General features: G+C 72.3%; 14 protein-coding genes. 9 read left to right on the top strand and 5 right to left on the bottom strand.

All coding sequences use genetic code 11. From position 1 onward, the window contains the following. From ABZS71_RS15560 to ABZS71_RS15550, 3 genes are all read left to right on the top strand, one after another. The gene (locus ABZS71_RS15560; protein WP_356210393.1) at positions 1 to 906 is read left to right on the top strand and encodes a S1 family peptidase; all 906 of its coding nucleotides are present in this window, start codon (positions 1 to 3) and stop codon (positions 904 to 906) included. Positions 907 to 1,078: 172 nt separating this feature from the next. After that, a complete protein-coding gene (locus tag ABZS71_RS15555) occupies positions 1,079 to 1,993 on the top strand; it encodes a slipin family protein (RefSeq protein ID WP_356210390.1) in 915 nt (304 codons plus the stop codon). A 250-nt stretch (positions 1,994 to 2,243) separates the two neighbouring features. Next, positions 2,244 to 3,320 (top strand): S1 family peptidase, encoded by a 1,077-nt coding sequence (locus tag ABZS71_RS15550; RefSeq protein WP_356210388.1) that lies wholly within the window; start codon positions 2,244 to 2,246, stop codon positions 3,318 to 3,320. 92 nt (positions 3,321 to 3,412) lie between these two features. Here the strand turns inward: ABZS71_RS15550 and ABZS71_RS15545 are convergent, their stop codons facing one another. Next, the gene (locus ABZS71_RS15545; protein WP_356210385.1) at positions 3,413 to 3,856 is read right to left on the bottom strand and encodes a subtilase-type protease inhibitor; all 444 of its coding nucleotides are present in this window, start codon (positions 3,854 to 3,856) and stop codon (positions 3,413 to 3,415) included. Positions 3,857 to 4,338: 482 nt separating this feature from the next. After that, a complete protein-coding gene (locus tag ABZS71_RS15540; RefSeq protein ID WP_356210472.1) occupies positions 4,339 to 4,800 on the bottom strand; it encodes a PPOX class F420-dependent oxidoreductase in 462 nt (153 codons plus the stop codon). Positions 4,801 to 5,022: 222 nt separating this feature from the next. Here ABZS71_RS15540 and dnaE point away from each other — a divergent pair, with 222 nt between their 5' ends. From dnaE to ABZS71_RS15525, 3 genes are all read left to right on the top strand, one after another. Further along, positions 5,023 to 8,586: a DNA polymerase III subunit alpha gene (dnaE, locus tag ABZS71_RS15535; RefSeq protein WP_356210382.1), complete on the top strand. Its 3,564-nt coding sequence runs from the start codon at positions 5,023 to 5,025 to the stop codon at positions 8,584 to 8,586. 485 nt (positions 8,587 to 9,071) lie between these two features. Beyond that, positions 9,072 to 10,286 (top strand): helix-hairpin-helix domain-containing protein, encoded by a 1,215-nt coding sequence (locus ABZS71_RS15530; protein ID WP_356210379.1) that lies wholly within the window; start codon positions 9,072 to 9,074, stop codon positions 10,284 to 10,286. Positions 10,287 to 10,434: 148 nt separating this feature from the next. After that, positions 10,435 to 11,376, top strand: a complete 942-nt coding sequence (locus ABZS71_RS15525; protein WP_356210377.1) for a triacylglycerol lipase — start codon at positions 10,435 to 10,437, stop codon at positions 11,374 to 11,376. Here ABZS71_RS15525 and ABZS71_RS15520 read toward each other — a convergent pair. Then, positions 11,321 to 11,665: a MarR family winged helix-turn-helix transcriptional regulator gene (locus ABZS71_RS15520; RefSeq protein ID WP_356210471.1), complete on the bottom strand. Its 345-nt coding sequence runs from the start codon at positions 11,663 to 11,665 to the stop codon at positions 11,321 to 11,323. The two genes, ABZS71_RS15525 and ABZS71_RS15520, sit on opposite strands and share 56 nt — an antisense overlap. A gap of 234 nt (positions 11,666 to 11,899) precedes the next feature. Between ABZS71_RS15520 and ABZS71_RS15515 the strand changes: the two genes are divergently transcribed. Next, a complete protein-coding gene (locus ABZS71_RS15515) occupies positions 11,900 to 12,121 on the top strand; it encodes a hypothetical protein (RefSeq protein WP_356210374.1) in 222 nt (73 codons plus the stop codon). Between the two features lie 49 nt (positions 12,122 to 12,170). Here the strand turns inward: ABZS71_RS15515 and ABZS71_RS15510 are convergent, their stop codons facing one another. Next, positions 12,171 to 12,587, bottom strand: coding sequence for an organic hydroperoxide resistance protein (locus ABZS71_RS15510; protein ID WP_356210372.1), 417 nt, complete (start codon positions 12,585 to 12,587; stop codon positions 12,171 to 12,173). Positions 12,588 to 12,704: 117 nt separating this feature from the next. Here ABZS71_RS15510 and ABZS71_RS15505 point away from each other — a divergent pair, with 117 nt between their 5' ends. Continuing rightward, the gene (locus tag ABZS71_RS15505) at positions 12,705 to 13,199 is read left to right on the top strand and encodes a MarR family transcriptional regulator (RefSeq protein WP_356210370.1); all 495 of its coding nucleotides are present in this window, start codon (positions 12,705 to 12,707) and stop codon (positions 13,197 to 13,199) included. Between the two features lie 2 nt (positions 13,200 to 13,201). Here the strand turns inward: ABZS71_RS15505 and ABZS71_RS15500 are convergent, their stop codons facing one another. Further along, the gene (locus ABZS71_RS15500) at positions 13,202 to 13,732 is read right to left on the bottom strand and encodes a hypothetical protein (RefSeq protein ID WP_356210368.1); all 531 of its coding nucleotides are present in this window, start codon (positions 13,730 to 13,732) and stop codon (positions 13,202 to 13,204) included. Here ABZS71_RS15500 and ABZS71_RS15495 point away from each other — a divergent pair. Next, a complete protein-coding gene (locus ABZS71_RS15495) occupies positions 13,722 to 15,725 on the top strand; it encodes a carboxyl transferase domain-containing protein (RefSeq protein ID WP_356210365.1) in 2,004 nt (667 codons plus the stop codon). The two genes, ABZS71_RS15500 and ABZS71_RS15495, sit on opposite strands and share 11 nt — an antisense overlap. The last annotated feature ends 168 nt before the right edge of the window (positions 15,726 to 15,893 follow it).

The following is a 15,893-nucleotide window of genomic DNA, read 5'->3' as shown; positions in this document are numbered from 1 at the left end:
TTGAGGATCAAGCGCAACGCCCCCCACAGCAAGCAGGCGAGACGCATCGCCCTGCTCGCCGCGACGTCCGCCCTGGTGGCCGGGACGGCGCTCGCCGCCCCCGCCGCCTACGCCGGAAACGACGCCACCCCCAAGTTCAGCGCTTCGGAGGCGAAGGCGGCCACCCATGCCGTCCTCGACGCCGATGTCGCGGGCACCGCCTGGTATGTCGACAAGGCGACCAACACCCTGGTCGTCACGGCCGACAGCACCGTGTCCAAGAGCGAGATCGCCAAGATCAAGAGCACCGCGGGTACGAGCGCCGACGCCATCGAGGTCAAGCGCACCCCGGGCAAGATCCAGAAGCTGATCTCCGGCGGCGATGCCATCTACGCGAGTAGCTGGCGCTGCTCTCTCGGCTTCAACGTACGCAACAGCAGTGGGACGAACTACTTCGTCACCGCCGGTCACTGCACCGACGGTGCGGGCACCTGGTGGTCGAACTCCGGCCACACCACCACCATCGGCCCGACGGTCGGCTCCAGCTTCCCGACCAATGACTACGGCCTGGTCCAGTACAGCGGCTCGGTCACCCCCTCCGGCACCGTCGGCAGCCAGGACATCACCAGGGCAGCCAACCCCACCGTGGGCCAGGCCGTCACCCGGCGCGGCAGCACCACCGGCATTCACAGCGGAACGGTCACCGCGCTGAACGCCACGGTCAACTACGGCGGCGGTGACATCGTCTACGGCATGATCCAGACCAACGTCTGCGCCGAGCCCGGCGACAGCGGCGGCTCCCTCTACTCCGGCTCCACCGCCCTCGGCCTCACCTCCGGCGGCAGCGGTGACTGCACCTCCGGCGGCACCACGTTCTTCCAGCCGGTCGTCGAGGCGCTGAACGCGTATGGCGTGAACGTGTACTAAGCCTGCTCAGGCAGACGGACCCGGCGTGAGCTCCTTCGGCCGACGAACCCCCCGCCCGGACCCCGGGCGGGGGGTTTTCCACAGCCCTCCCCACGGATTCGCGTCAGGACTATCGTGGAGATCAGTACCCCAAGTGGGGCATCGTTCACGATAGGGACGGCAGGTGGCCGTGATGGTCGATGCGCTCGTGACAGTCATCGTGGTACTGGCTTGTATCGGCGCCGTCTGCGCCCTGGCGTCGGCCCGTGTGATCAAGCAGTACGAGCGGGGAGTGGTCTTCCGGCTCGGGAGGCTGCGACAGGGTATCCGGGGGCCGGGGTTCACCATGATCGCTCCGGTGATCGACCGGCTCCGTAAGGTGAATATGCAGATCGTGACGATGCCCGTGCCCTCCCAGGAGGGCATCACCCGGGACAATGTGACGGTGCGGGTCGACGCCGTCGTCTACTTCAAGGTCGTGGATCCGGCCGAGGCCATCGTCGAGGTCGAGGACTACCGCTTCGCCGTCTCCCAGATGGCCCAGACCTCGCTGCGGTCGATCATCGGAAAGAGTGATCTGGACGATCTGCTCTCCAACCGGGAGAAGCTCAACCAGGGCCTGGAGCTCATGATCGACAGCCCGGCCGTCGGGTGGGGTGTGCATATCGACCGCGTCGAGATCAAGGATGTGTCGCTGCCGGAGACCATGAAGCGGTCGATGGCCCGCCAGGCGGAGGCCGACCGGGAGCGGCGCGCCCGGGTGATCAACGCGGACGCGGAGCTGCAGGCGTCGAAGAAGCTGGCCGAGGCCGCCGCGCAGATGGCCGAGACCCCGTCGGCCCTCCAGCTGCGGCTGCTGCAGACGGTGATGGCGGTGGCCGCCGAGAAGAACTCCACGCTGGTGCTGCCCATCCCGGTGGAGCTGCTGCGCTTCCTGGAGCGGGGGCAGCAGCCCTCGGAGGCGGCGGGCCGGACGGTCGACGGTGCCCCGGAGCGGGAAATCCCGGAGCGGGAGGCTCCGCCCGAGCGGCCCTCCCCGGCAGCCATCCCGACCCTCACCGAGCGCGAGCCGGAGCGAGAGCGGGAGCGGGAGACGCGGGCTCGCTGAACCGCGATCGGTGCCCGCGCACGGACTGATGTGCGCGGGCACCGCCATGTCCGGACACGGGCGCGCAGGGTAAATTTCACACCCCCGACGTGAACGCGGTCTTGTGCGGCCCTGGTGTCCCTGGGAATACTCGGCGGCACAAATTGGCATGGACGCGCCTCCGTCTGGGCAGGCGCGCCCATGCCATGCACGCCCTCCGGGCCCGGCACCCCACTGCCGATGGGCCCAACCCCCCACTGGAGGAAAAGAGTTGAAGCACCGCCGCATATCCAAGCGCCGCATCGCCATAGCCGGTGGCGGCATTGTGGCGCTGGTCGCCGCGACTCTCACGCTGCAGAACGCCAACGCCGCACCCGGTGAGCCGGAGCCCGACGCCCTGTCGGTCGGCGCCGCCGGAAAGCTCGCCCACAGCCTCACCTCCGCCCTCAAGGGCGACACGGCGGGTTCGTACTACGACGCCAAGGCCAAGAAGCTGGTCGTCAACGTGGTGAACAAGGCCGCCGTCGACCAGGTCCGCGACGCCGGCGCCGAGGCCAAGGTGGTCAAGTACACCCTGGCCCAGCTGGGACAGGCTCGTCAGACATTGAAGGACAAGGCCACCATTCCCGGCACCTCCTGGTCGGTGGACCCCAGAACCAACAAGGTCGTCGTCACCGCGGACAGCAGCGTCAAGGGCGCCCGGCTGGCCACCCTCAACAAGGTCTCCGGCGGCCTCGGCGACAAGGTCGAGGTCAAGCGCTCGGCCGGGAAGTTCTCCACCTTCATCGCGGGCGGCGACGCCATCTTCGGCGGCAGTGGACGCTGCTCGCTCGGGTTCAACGTGGTCAAGGGCGGCCAGCCGTTCTTCCTGACCGCCGGCCACTGCACCGAGGCGATCAAGAGCTGGTCCGACGCGCAGGGCGGTGCCGAGATCGGGGCCAACGCGGGCAGCGAGTTCCCCGGCAACGACTACGGCCTGGTGAAGTACACCAAGGCCACCGCCCACCCGAGCGCGGTGGACCTCTACAACGGCAGCACCCAGGCCATCTCCAAGGCGGGCAACGCCACGGTCGGCGAGAAGGTGCAGCGCAGCGGCTCCACCACCCAGGTGCACGGTGGCGAGGTCACCGGCCTCAACGCGACCGTCAACTACCAGGAGGGCTCGGTCGACGGGCTGATCCGGACCAACGTCTGCGCCGAGCCCGGCGACAGCGGCGGCGCGCTCTTCGCGGGCGACACGGCGCTGGGTCTGACCTCCGGCGGCAGCGGTGACTGCTCCGCCGGTGGCGAGACGTTCTTCCAGCCGGTGCCGGAGGCGCTGCAGGCGTTCGGCGCCGAGATCGGCTGATCCCGCGGACAGAGCAGGGCCCCCGGACACCCGTGGACGGTGTCCGGGGGCTTCCCCTTTGTACGGTCGTGTGTGTGCGGTCGTTCAGCAGGTCAGAAGTCGAAGACCAGCGTCGAGGCAGCGTTCTTGAAGCAGTTGTTCGCGAAGGTGTGCTCGTACGACACCTGGCGGCCGTCCCAGATGCCCTCCGCCGTGACGGTGATCGGACGCCACTCCTTGGTGCAGACCCGGCCGGGCTCCGACCGGGTCGTCAGCGCGGTGAACGCGCCGTCCACGGTGCGCAGTTCGGCGCATGCCTGGGCGGCCGCCGGATGGGTACCGGTGGGGGTGGGCTGACAGCTCAGCGTCACCGCGCGCTGGACGTCGGCCGAGGCCGCGTCGGCCCCATAGCCGACGGTGAGGACCAACGCGGAGGGCGGGTACAGGCTTCTTGGCTGCGCGGGTTCGGCGTTCGCCGTCCCGCTGGTGCCGATCCCCAGCGCGGCGCTCATGGCCAGAGCGGCTCCCAGGCCGATCGCCCCTGTCGTTTTCCGCATTTCGAACACTCCCTTGCTCGTGATTGCAGATACCGGACGGAGTCTTACGCGGTGCGCGTCAGGAACGCACGTCGATCGAGCACTTCCGGTCGCTACAAGTAGTCATTAGGTGGCTTATTGTCGCGTGCGCTAGGTGGAGCGCCGTGGAACGCCGCGTGGCGACCGGGTGCGGGGCGGTCCGGGGGAGGGGGGAGGGGAGGGGCGTGCGGTATGGCGAACCGCGTGCTCAGCGCGCTCGGATCGATTCAAGGCGCTCGGATGAGGGTGCCATCGCGGCTCGTGGGGCCCGAGGGGCGGAAGGGTGGCACAAGGGGGAGAACCTGCCAGCGCAAGCCGACCGAGGGGCGGTGTGTCCGAAGGCCCCTCGGCCGGTCTCAGCCGGTCTCGGCCGCATCGCAGTCGTCTCGGCAGGGGCCTCGGTCGGGTCGCGGCCGGGCCTCGGTCGGGTCTCGGCAGGGCCTCGGTCGGGACCCGGCCGGGCCTCAGTCGGTGAGGGGGCCGCTCAGGGGGCCGGTCTGCCGCCCCCAGCCGTACGCGCGATCGGCCCGCAGCCGCACCACCAGCCGCCGGTCGGCCACCATCGCGGCGCGGAACTCCTCCCAGTCCGGATGCTCCCCCTGGATCGCGCGGTAGACCTCGACGAGCTCGTCGACGGTGGCGTCATGGGGATCGGCGGCGACCGGCGTCAGCTCGGCGTCGCCCTCGGCCACCAGATAGGAGTAACGGTCGCCGCTGGTGACATAGAAGCTCGCGCGCGGATCGCGGCGCAGATTGCGGGTCTTGGCGCGGCCGTCGGTGACGGAGATCCGGATGAGGCGGGTCGCGGGGTCGTAGGTGAAGGCGACATTGGACAGCTGGGGCCGGCCGTCGCGCTTGAGGGTGACGAGCGCCCCGGTGCGCTGCTCCCGCAGCAGATCGAGCCGGGTGTCGTCGCCGGACTCCATGGACTCGCCGGATCGCTCGGTCATGGTGATCAGAATACGGCGAACGGCCTACATTCCGCGGCGCGACACGCGGAATGTAGGGGTGTTTTGCATGCTTATGGTGTATATGGGGGCGCGATGGAAGGGGGATGGCCGTCCTCGTACGCTTGTTCGAGAATGGGGTTATGGTGGGGCGTGAGACAAGCAGGGTCGGTCAGGGGGTGTGAGCAGCGGGAGGTGCGGATGCCAGGCTTCACGCATCTGCACACCGCGTCCGGGTTCTCCATGCGGTACGGGGCCACGCACCCGGAGCGGCTGGCGGAGCGCGCCGCCGAGCGCGGTATGGACGCGATCGCGCTGACCGACCGCGACAGCCTCGCCGGAGCGGTGCGGTTCGCCAGGGCGAGCGAGTCCGCGGGGGTGCGGCCGCTCTTCGGGGTGAACCTCGGCGTACAGGCGCAGCTCCCGGAGCCGGGGCGCACGGTCCGGCGGCGCACGCCGGTGCGCGGAGGGGCGTTCATCGATGAATCCGCGCCCCGCGCGGTCTTTCTCGCCCGCGACGGCGCGGCCGGCTGGGCCGGGCTGTGCGGGCTGGTCTCCGCCGCCCACGCGGGCCTCGCCCACCCCGGAACCGCCCGGACGAACGGCGACGGCCCGCCCCTGCTGCACTGGTCCGATCTGGAGAGTGGCGGTGGAGCGCTCGCCCCGCTGACCGTGCTCCTCGGCCCGGACTCCGACATCGGCCGCGCCCTGGCCGCCGGACGCCCCGACCGGGCCGCGCGGCTGATCGCCCCCTGGCGTGAGCTCTTCGGCGACGCGCTGCGGCTGGAGGCCGTATGGCACGGCCGCACGGGCACCGGCCCCGCTTCGCTGCGGCTCGCCGCCCGCACCGTCGGCTTCGCCGCCGACCAGGGCATCCGGGCCGTCCTCAGCAACGCCGTCCGCTACGCCGACCCGGGTCAGGGCCCGGTCGCCGACGTCCTCGACGCCGCCCGCCGGCTCGTCCCCATCGACTCGCGCACCCCCGGGGCGCTCGACAGCGGCGAGCGCTGGCTCAAAGGCCCCGGGGAGATGGCGGAGATCGCCGAGCGGATCGCGGAGGCGGCGGGGATGCGGCGGGACGCCGCGTACCGGCTGCTGGAGGAGACCCGGCGCACCGCCGCCGCCTGCCTCGTCGACCCCGAGGACCACATCGGCCTCGGCAGCGTCCACTTCCCCGAGCCGCGGCTGGTCGGAGCGGGGCGGCGGAGCGCGGAGCGGGTGCTGCGCTCGCGCTGCGCCGCCGCCATGGTGCTGCGCGGGTACGACCGCGACCGGGCGCGCTGGGAGCGGCTCGAGGACGAGCTGCGCACCATCGAACGGCTCGGCTTCGCCTCGTACTTCCTCACCGTCGCGCGGGTCGTCGACGACACCCGCGCGCTCGGCATCCGGGTGACCGCCCGTGGCTCCGGGGCGGGCTCGTTCGTCAACCATCTGCTCGGCATCGCCCACGCCGACCCCGTGGCCCACGGCCTGCTGATGGAGCGCTTCCTGTCGGTGCGGCGGGCCGCGCTGCCCGATATCGACATCGACGTCGAGTCCGCGCGCCGTCTGGACGTCTACCGCGCGATCTTCGACCGCTTCGGGGCGGAGCGGGTCGCGACCGTCTCGATGCCCGAGACCTACCGGGTGCGCCATGCCGTACGGGATGTGGGCGCGGCGCTCGGCATGGATCCGGCCGAGGTCGACCGGCTCGCCAAGTCCTTCCCGCACATCCGCGCCCGCGATGCGCGCGCGGCGCTCGCCGAACTGCCCGAGCTGCGCGGGGTCGCCGCCGAGCAGGAACGTTTCGGCAGGCTCTGGGAGCTGGTCGAGGCGCTCGACGGGCTGCCCCGCGGCATCGCCATGCACCCCTGCGGAGTGCTGCTCTCCGACGCCGGGCTGCCGGCCCGTACGCCCATCGTGCCGACCAGCGGCGAGGGCTTCCCCATGTCGCAGTTCGACAAGGACGACGTCGAGGAGCTCGGGCTGCTCAAGCTCGATGTCCTCGGCGTACGGATGCAGTCCGCGATGGCGCACGCGGTCGCGGAGATCCGGCGGGCCACGGGACGGGTCCTGGACCTCGACGACCCCGAGCAGGTCCGGCCCGGCGACCCCGTCACGTACGATCTGATCCGCTCCACCGAGACGCTCGGCTGCTTCCAGATCGAATCGCCCGGCCAGCGCGATCTCCTCGGCCGGCTCCAGCCCACCTCCTTCCACGACCTCGTGGTCGACATATCGCTTTTCCGGCCGGGTCCGGTCGCGGCCGACATGGTGCGCCCCTTCATCGACGCCCGGCACGGCCGTAAGCCGCCGCGCTATCCGCATCCGGATCTGGAGGACGCGCTGCGCGAGACGTACGGGGTCGTCGTCTTCCATGAGCAGATCATCAAGATCGTGTCGATCATGACCGGATGTGAACGGGACCTCGCCGACGAGGCGCGCCGCGCGCTGTCCGACCCCGAACGGCAAGGGCGGGTACGGGCCTGGTTCCACGCGGAGGCGGCGAAGCGGGGCTATGCGCCGGAGGTGCTGGCGCATACCTGGGAAATCGTCGAGGCATTCGGTTCGTACGGCTTCTGCAAGGCGCACGCCGTGGCCTTCGCGGTCCCGACCTACCAGTCCGCCTGGCTCAAGGCGCACCACCCGGCCGCCTTCTACGCCGGGCTGCTCACCCATGACCCCGGGATGTACCCGAAGCGGCTGCTGTTGGCGGACGCGCGGCGGCGTGGAGTGCCGATACTTCCGCTGGATGTGAACCGGTCGGGCTCCGATTATCGAATCGAACTGATGTCCGGTGGCGGTGACGGTGACGGCCCTGGTGACGGTGGGGAAGCGGGCATCCGGCTGGCGTTGAGCGATGTCCACGGCATCAGCGAGGCCGAGACCGAGCGGATCGCGGCCGGAGCACCGTACTCCTCGCTCCAGGACCTGTGGCTGCGCGCCCACCCGGGGCGGCCGGTCGCCGAACGGCTCGCCCAGGTCGGCGCGTTGGACGCCTTCGGCGCGAGCCGTCGCGATCTGCTGCTGCAGATCGCCGAACTGCACCGGCAGCAGCACGGTGCCCGGCGCGCCGGTGCGGATCAGCTCCCGCTGGCCGAAACCGCCCCACCCGCCCCCGCCGGACTCCCCGACCTCGACGCGGACGAACGCCTCGGCGCCGAGCTCGGCATCCTCGGCATGGACGTCTCCCGCCACCTCATGGGCGACCACCGCGACTTCCTGGAAGAGCTGGGCGCGATGTCCGCGAAGCGGTTGCGCTCCGCGAGGCACGGTGAGGTTGTGCTCGTCGCCGGGGCCAAGGCCGCCACCCAGACCCCGCCGATCCGCTCGGGGCGCCGGGTCATCTTCACCACCCTCGACGACGGTACCGGCCTGGTCGACTGCGCCTTCTTCGACGACAGCCACGCCGCGTGCGCGCACACCGTCTTCCACTCCTGGCTGCTGCTCGTCCGCGGCGTGGTCCAACGCCGCGGCCCGCGCAGCCTCAGCGTCGTCGGCTCGGCCGTCTGGAACCTCGCCGAACTGGCCGCGCTCCGGAAGGAGGGCGGCCTGGAGGCGGTCGCGACGGAGCTCGCGGGCGCGGGGCCGGACGCGGACGGTACGCCGGCCTCCGGCGCCGACTCCGCCTCCGGCGCCGACTCCGGCATTGGCACCGACTCCGGCCGTCGCATCCATCTGTCCACCGGCTACGCCATGCACCCCTGGGCCGACCTCCAGCCCGCGGGCGACCAGTCCGCCACCGGCCGCAAACTGTGGCACGCGAGCCCCGGGAGCGCGGGATGACCCCCGCCGTCGGCCGCTACGCGGCCCATGAGCAGGCGCCGCGCCCCGCCGCCGGGCCGATGCCGCCCGGCGCCCCGGCGGCGGGCGGCGGTGGGTCCGCTGCTGCGCCGGGTGGGGCGTTCCCGGCCGCGCCCGCCGAACCCCCGGCCGGCGCCGGGGGGTTGGCGGCGGTGCCTGAGGTTGGTGTCCCGGAAGCCGGAGCTGGGTGCGCCCCGTCTCTCACCGCCGGGCCGGCGCGGCCCAGCGCCCCGGAGGCCGCTGACAGTGGGTCCGCTGCTGCGCCGGGTGGGGTGTTCTCGGCTGGGTCGGCTGAATCGCCCATGCCGGGGGAGCCTCCGTTTGCTGTGCCGGAGTCGGGTCATGCCGTCGGGTCGGCGCCGGAGGTCGCCGGCGGTGGCTCCGCCGCCGGGCCGGGTGCGGTGTCGTCGGCCGCGCCCGCCGAACCCCCGGCCGGCGCCGGGGGGTTGGGGGAGGGGGCCGAGAGCGTGGAGCGGGAACCCCGGGCCGCGATGTCGGGGGCCCAGGACCCGGCCGCGGGTGGTGGTCCCGCCGCCGGGCCGGGTGCGGCCTCCGGGGCCGGCGGCCGGGGGCGGCCAAGGGGGATGCCCTCCGCCGAATCCACGGCGGCCGAGGTCCCGGCCGGTGAGGGGGCGGCGGAGGAGGATGGTGGCGCCGGGGGCCCGCGGGGCGCGGCCGGAGCCGGTGGGGCGCCGCATGTGTTGTATGTGCGCTTCCATCCCGCCGGCGACGCGGCGCTCGGGGAAGACGTCTACCAGGGGCTGCTCGCGCTGCTCGGGGAGTTGACGCCCGTCGTCGAGGCGCTGCCACCCGATGCCGCGCTCGCGGATGTGCGGGGGGCGCTGCGGTACTTCGGGCGGGACGCGGCGGGGCTCGCGGAGATCGTGCGGGTCCGGGCGCTGGCCCGGTACGGCGTGGACTGCACGGTCGGTGTCGCCGCCAACCCCATGCTCGCCCGGATGGCCGCCCACGACCGGTCGGCCGAGGCGGTCCGCACCGTTCCCGGCGATCCGGACGCCGTCGCCGCCTTTCTCGCCCGTAAGCCGCCCACCGCCCTGCCCGGCGTGGGGCCCGCGATCGCGCGCACCCTGTGCTCGTACGGGCTCGACAGCGCCGCGCGGATCGCCGACGCGCCGCTGTCCACCCTGCAGCGGATCCTCGGCGCGGCGACCGCGCGCCGGGTGCACGCATGGGCCCGCGGTATCGATCCGGCGCCCGTCACCCCGAACTCCCCCGCCCGCGCCATGGGCGCGGAACACCGCTTCCGCCACGACGAGTTGGACCCCGTCCGCAGACGTCGCGCGCTGCTCACCCTCGCCGACGGGCTCGGCGTCCGGCTGCGGACGAGCGGGCAGGTGGCGGTCGCGCTCAGCCTGACCGTCCGTTACGCCGACCGCTCCACGACCACCCGCAGCCGCACCCTGGCCGAGCCGACCGCGCACACCCCGGTGCTGACCGCCACCGCGTACGCGCTGCATGACGCGCTCGGGCTGCAGCGGGCCCGGGTACGGTCCGTGGCGTTGCGGGTCGAGGGCCTGATGGGCGCCGAACTCGCCGCTCATCAGCTGAGCTTCGACCCCGTGGACGACAAGTCACGCCGTCTGGAGGCGGCCGCCGACCGGGCCCGGGCCCGCTTCGGCGTGTCGGCGGTCCGGCCCGCCGGATTTCTGGACGTCGCGTGAATACTGCGTGAGCGTTTCTTCACCGACGTATGGCTGGAAGCCTTTGCTACTCGCGCGTAATTTTCATCTCAGCGCAACATTCTTGTGATCCGGGTCGCAGGGCGCACATCGGCGCAACTCTCTCCCCCACCAGCGAGGAGTTCATGTGATGCTGCCCTGGAGGCGTATCCCCCGAAGCCGTAAGGCCCCTCAGACCCCCCAGACCCCCCAAACTCATAAGCCCCGTAAGCCCCGTACGTCCCGTGGCTTACTGCCCGCCCTGGCCCTGGCCGTCGTGGCGAGCACGGCGACCCCCACCGCCGCCTTCGCCACGGAGAGCGCGACGCAGAGCGTCAGCAGCGGCTGGAACAACTACTCCTGCAAGCCATCGGTCCAGCACCCCCGCCCCGTCGTCCTGGTGCACGGCACCCTCGGCAACTCCGTCGACAACTGGCTCGGCTTCGCGCCCTACCTGGTCGACCGCGGCTACTGCGTCTTCTCCCTCGACTACGGCCAACTGCCCGGCGTGCCCCTCTTCCACGGCCTCGGCCCGGTCGACCAGTCGGCCAAGCAGCTGTCCGCCTACGTCGACCGGGTACTCGCCGCCACCGGCGCCGCCAAGGTCGATCTGGTCGGCCATTCGCAGGGCGGGATGATGTCCCGCTACTACCTCAAGTTCTTGGGCGGCGCGGCGAAGGTGAACGCCCTGGTCGCCCTCGGCCCGCCCAGCCACGGCACCACCATGTTCGGTCTGACGAAGCTGCTGGACTACTTCCCGGTCATCGGCGATCTCATCGCCAAGGGCACCCCCGGGCTGATGGACCAGGTGGCCGGCTCGGACTTCATGAAGCGCCTCAACGAGGGCGGCGACACCGTCCCCGGGGTGCACTACACCGTCATCGCGACCAAGTACGACGAGGTCGTCACGCCCTACCGCTCTCAGTTCCTCTCCGGCCCCGACGTCAAGAACGTGCTGCTCCAGGACCTCTGCTGGTCCGATATCTCCGAGCACCTCACCATCGGTCTGACCGACGGACTGGCCTTCCATGAAGCCGTCAACGCCCTCGATCCGGATCACGCCACTCCGACGACCTGTGCGTCGGACGACTGACCCTTGACAGCGCGCGGCTAGTCAGTGCGACGTACGGCTCCCGAGTGCCCCCACAAAGCGCGTCAGGAGCCGTGCGAAGGTCCGCCCGGTCCGCCTCCGGCCACCCCTCCATCGCCTCCGCGAACACGGAGCGCCGGAAGCGGTGCACCTCCTGTGTCAGGGCGCGCCCCGCCTCGGTCCGTACGAGCAGGGCGCGCCGCCCGTCCGACTGATCCGCTTCCCTCCGCACCAACCCGGCCTCGACCGCCCCCGCGATGAGCCCGCTCGCCCGCGGCTGATCGACGCCCAGGGCCCCGGCGACACCCGAGACGGTGGCCGGGGCCCCGCTCTGTTCCGCCGCCTCGATGGCGTCCAGCCGCCCTGATCGACGCGGACTTCGAGCGCGCCCTCGCCGACAGCGGCCTCTCGCGCTGGCACTGGCAGATCCTGAACTCCCTCAGCACCGGCCCGAAAGGCACCGACGAACTCGCCGCGGCACTGCGCCCCTTCTGGGGCCGAGGGCGCCATCACCCTGGACGAGGCCGTGGAGGCACTCCGGACCCGAGGCTGGGTGACCCGCCAGGCCGACGGCGGCCCCTACGCCCTCACCCCACGCGGCACCGACGGCCACACCGCCGCGGCCGAACGGGTCGGCGTCACCCGGCGACGGCTGATGAACGGCCTGACGGACGACCAGTACGTGGAGACTGTCCGGGTGCTGAGCCGCATGGCCGCGAACCTCGAATCCGCGTCATCCGCCGTGTGAACGACGCGGCCTTCGAGGTCGTCAAGCGGAACAACCCGCGCCGTTCGCGTTACTCGGCGATGAGCTCGACCGCGATGTTGCCCTTCGTCGCCTTCGAGTACGGGCACGTCTGGTGGGCCTGCTCGACCAGCTTGCGGCCGGTCTCGTTCTCGAGCTCGCTGGGGAGCTCCACGCGCAGGGTCACCTGGAGGCCGAAGCCGCCGTCTGCCTCGTCCTTGCCGATGCCGACCTCGGCGGTGACCGAGATGTCCTTGGTGTCGACCTTGGCCTGGCGGCCGACGAGGCCGAGGGCGCTGGCGAAGCAGGAGGCGTAGCCCGCAGCGAACAGCTGCTCGGGGTTGGTGCCCTGGCCGTTGCCGCCGAGGGCGGGCGGCATGGCGAGGGCGAGGTCGATCTGGCCGTCGGAGCTTACGGCCCGGCCGTCGCGTCCGTTGGCCGTGGCGACCGCGGTGTAGAGCGCGTCCATGGAGACCATCCCTTTCGGAAGTCCGGTAGTCCGGTGGCGGGCGCTCGGTGCGCCTGCCTCCGTATCGGAGTAGAGCACACAATTAAGTTGTACACAATCAAAGTGTACGCTGGAGTCATGTCACACCAGCCCGACCGCACGACCGCGGAGTCCCCCGCTACCCCCAACGACCTGCTCCGGCTCGATCTGCAGGTCTGCTTCGCCCTGCACGCCGCCTCGCGCACCTTCGGCGGGATCTACCGGCGGGTGCTGAAGGAGATGGAGCTGACCTATCCGCAGTATCTGGCGATGCTGGTGCTGTGGGAGCACGGGGAGATGCCGGTCAAGCGGCTGGGGGAGTTTCTGCGGCTGGACTCGGGGACCCTGTCGCCGCTGCTCAAGCGCATGCAGTCGGCCGGGCTCGTGCGGCGCGAGCGCAGCGCGCAGGACGAGCGTTCGGTGACGGTCCGGCTGACGGCGGAGGGGGAGGCGCTGAGGGAGAGCGCCCAGGGCGTACCCCTGAAGGTGATCGAGGCCAGCGGTCTCGACGCGGCGGAGCTGGTGGATCTGCGGTCGCGGCTGCAGCGGCTGACGGCCGCGCTCGATACGGCCCTGGCCGACGAGGAGGGATGAGGTCAAGGAGAAGCCACCGCCACCAGGGCGCGCAGACCGCGCGCGCCCGGCTCGTTGTGGACCACCCTGAGGCCCGCGTCCCGGCAGCGCTCGGCGAGCCGGTCCGCGGCGGCGGTCGTCATGCGGCGTTCTCCTCGCGGGTGTGCGGACGCGGGCGGCGGAAGGTCTGGAAGCAGTACGCCGCGGCCGCCGGCGCCAGCGGGATCAGCAGCAGCGGACCGGAGAGGGCGAGTACGGCCGACGACCGCGCTGCCGATCGCCGCCCACCACAGCGGTGTCCGGCGCGGCAGCAGCGCCAGCGCCGCCGGCAGCCCGGCCAGGGTGACCGCCGCGAGACAGGTGGAGGTGGCACGCATCAGCCGGTCGAGACCGGCCACCTCCAGCCGCGCCCACACCAGCCCGGCGGCCTCCAGCTTCCGCAGGCCGAGAATGATTGCGGAGGGTTGCGGGCGTGGAAAGGTGAAACGTATGACCGGAACGAGCTCCTCCAGCGCGCACCCCTCCTCCCGCGGGCACTCCCGTATGTCCGCCATCGAGCTGATCGAGGCCGTCGTCGACCCCGGCAGCCGGCGCGGGTGGGACGAGCCGGTCGAGATCACCACGGCCGACCCCGTCTACCGCGCAGATCTGGAACGGGCGCGTGAGCGCACCGGGCTCGATGAGTCGGTGGTCACCGGGGAGGGGCGGATCGAGGGGCGGAGGGTGGCGCTCGTCGCCTGCGAGTTCCGCTTCCTGGCCGGATCGATCGGGGTCGCCGCCGGTGAGCGGCTGGTACGGGCGGTGGAGCGGGCCACGGCCGAACGGCTCCCCCTGCTCGCGGCCCCGGCCTCCGGCGGGACCCGGATGCAGGAGGGTACGGTCGCGTTTCTGCAGATGGTGAAGGTGGCCGCGGCGATAACCGACCACAAGGCGGCGGGCTTGCCCTACCTGGTCCATCTGCGCCACCCCACGACCGGCGGCGTCCTCGCCTCCTGGGGCTCCCTCGGCCACGTCACCGCCGCCGAACCGGGCGCCCTCATCGGCTTCATGGGCCCCCGTGTGCACGAGGCCCTCTACGGCGAGGAATTCCCGCCCGGCGTCCAGGTGGCGGAACACCTGATGCACCACGGCCTGATCGACGCGGTCCTCCCGGCGAGCCGATTGGCGGGTGTGGCGGCGCGAGTGCTGAGGGTTCTGTGCGGGGACGCTCCCGCCGCTGGGGCCAACGGTGGCGAGGGCGGTGGGCCGCCCTCGCGACCTGCCGTTCCGGGCTCTGCTGGGTCGGTGGATGGGGGTGTGGGCGGCGATGTGGGAGTTGCGGGGGATGATGGCGCTGGCGGGCCCGTCGACTCGGGGTCGGGTTCCGTGACCGGTGCGGGGGTGCGGTGTGGCCCGGTGGCGGGTGGTGGCGAGGGCGGTGGGCCGCCCTCGCGACCTGCCGTTCCGGGCTCTGCTGGGTCGGTGGATGCGGGTGTGGGCGGCGATGTGGGAGTTGCGGGGGCTGGTGGCGCTGGCGGGCCCGTCGACTCGGGGTCGGGTGCTGGTGCTGGTGCTGGTGCTGGTTCCGGTGCTGGGGCGCGGCGCGGCCCTGTCGCGGATGGTGGTGAGGGTCCCGACGGGCCCGCGGCTGGGGTCGGTGCCGCCGCGGCGGATCGCATATCCGCCCCTGCGGCGCCCGGCGGCGCCCCGGGAGGCGGGGACGCTTCGGCCGAGGCCCCGTCCGTGTGTCGCGACCGTAACGTCCCCGTGCCCTCCGCCGAGGAGTCCATCCGGGCCTCGCGGCGGCCCGAGCGGCCGGGTGTGCGTGACCTTCTGCGGGTTGCCGCCGAGGACGTGAGTCCCCTGAGCGGTACGGGGGCCGGGGAGCATGATCCCGGGCTGCTGCTGGCGCTCGCCCGGGTCGGGGGTACGCCTTGTGTCGTGCTCGGGCACAACCGGCGCAGCGCCCGGCAGGGGGAGGATGCCGATGGGCCCGGGGAGGGGCAGCCGCTGGGCCCGGCGGGGCTGCGTACCGCGCGGCGGGGGATGCATCTCGCCGCCGAGCTGGGGCTGCCGCTGCTCACCGTCATCGACACCGCCGGCGCGGCCCTGAGCCGTGAGGCCGAGGAGGGCGGGCTCGCGGGGGAGATCGCCCGGTGCCTCGCCGACATGGTGACCCTGCCCGCGCCGACCCTCTGTCTGCTGCTCGGCCAGGGCGCCGGAGGCGCCGCGCTCGCGCTGCTGCCCGCCGACCGGGTGGTGGCGGCGCGGCATGCCTGGCTGTCGCCGCTGCCGCCCGAGGGCGCGTCCGCGATTCTTTACCGGACCACGGAGCGGGCGTACGAGGTCGCCGACCGCCAGGGCGTGCGCTCCGCCGATCTGCTCGCCCAGGGCATCGTCGACCGGATCGTGGACGAGGAGGAAGAGGGCGAAGAGGGGGCCGAGGGCTTTCTCGGCCGCCTCGGTCATCTCCTCGGCGCCGAACTCGCTACCCTCCGTGCCCAGGACCAGGACGAGCGACTGGCCGCCCGCCGCGCCCGCCACCGCCGGACAGGACTGCCCGGTTGACGGCGAATCAGGGCCAAACGGGCGGACCGACACGCCGAATTAGCGGTCTTAGGCATGCCTAACCTAATCTCGGGCCGTGAACGAGAATGATCTCGACGCGGCGTCACGGCCGTCCTGCGCCCCTGCCCCGCGGCCCCACCGGCTCCACTTCCTCGCCCTCAACCCCAC

Source organism: Streptomyces sp. NPDC005393 (genome assembly GCF_040606675.1).
Taxonomy (GTDB): domain Bacteria; phylum Actinomycetota; class Actinomycetes; order Streptomycetales; family Streptomycetaceae; genus Streptomyces.
The sequence above is the reverse complement of the archived record's forward strand: the minus strand, read 5'-3'. Positions and strand labels throughout refer to the sequence as shown.

Coding starts and splice junctions, on each gene's coding strand:
- ABZS71_RS15555 (WP_356210390.1), top strand. CDS start 1,079: ATGGTCGATGCGCTCGTGACAGTCATCGTGGTACTGGCTTGTATCGGC.
- ABZS71_RS15545 (WP_356210385.1), bottom strand. CDS start 3,856: ATGCGGAAAACGACAGGGGCGATCGGCCTGGGAGCCGCTCTGGCCATG.
- ABZS71_RS15540 (WP_356210472.1), bottom strand. CDS start 4,800: ATGGAGTCCGGCGACGACACCCGGCTCGATCTGCTGCGGGAGCAGCGC.
- dnaE (WP_356210382.1), top strand. CDS start 5,023: ATGCCAGGCTTCACGCATCTGCACACCGCGTCCGGGTTCTCCATGCGG.
- ABZS71_RS15525 (WP_356210377.1), top strand. CDS start 10,435: ATGCTGCCCTGGAGGCGTATCCCCCGAAGCCGTAAGGCCCCTCAGACC.
- ABZS71_RS15510 (WP_356210372.1), bottom strand. CDS start 12,587: ATGGACGCGCTCTACACCGCGGTCGCCACGGCCAACGGACGCGACGGC.
- ABZS71_RS15505 (WP_356210370.1), top strand. CDS start 12,705: ATGTCACACCAGCCCGACCGCACGACCGCGGAGTCCCCCGCTACCCCC.
- ABZS71_RS15495 (WP_356210365.1), top strand. CDS start 13,722: ATGTCCGCCATCGAGCTGATCGAGGCCGTCGTCGACCCCGGCAGCCGG.
- ABZS71_RS15500 (WP_356210368.1), bottom strand. CDS start 13,732: ATGGCGGACATACGGGAGTGCCCGCGGGAGGAGGGGTGCGCGCTGGAG.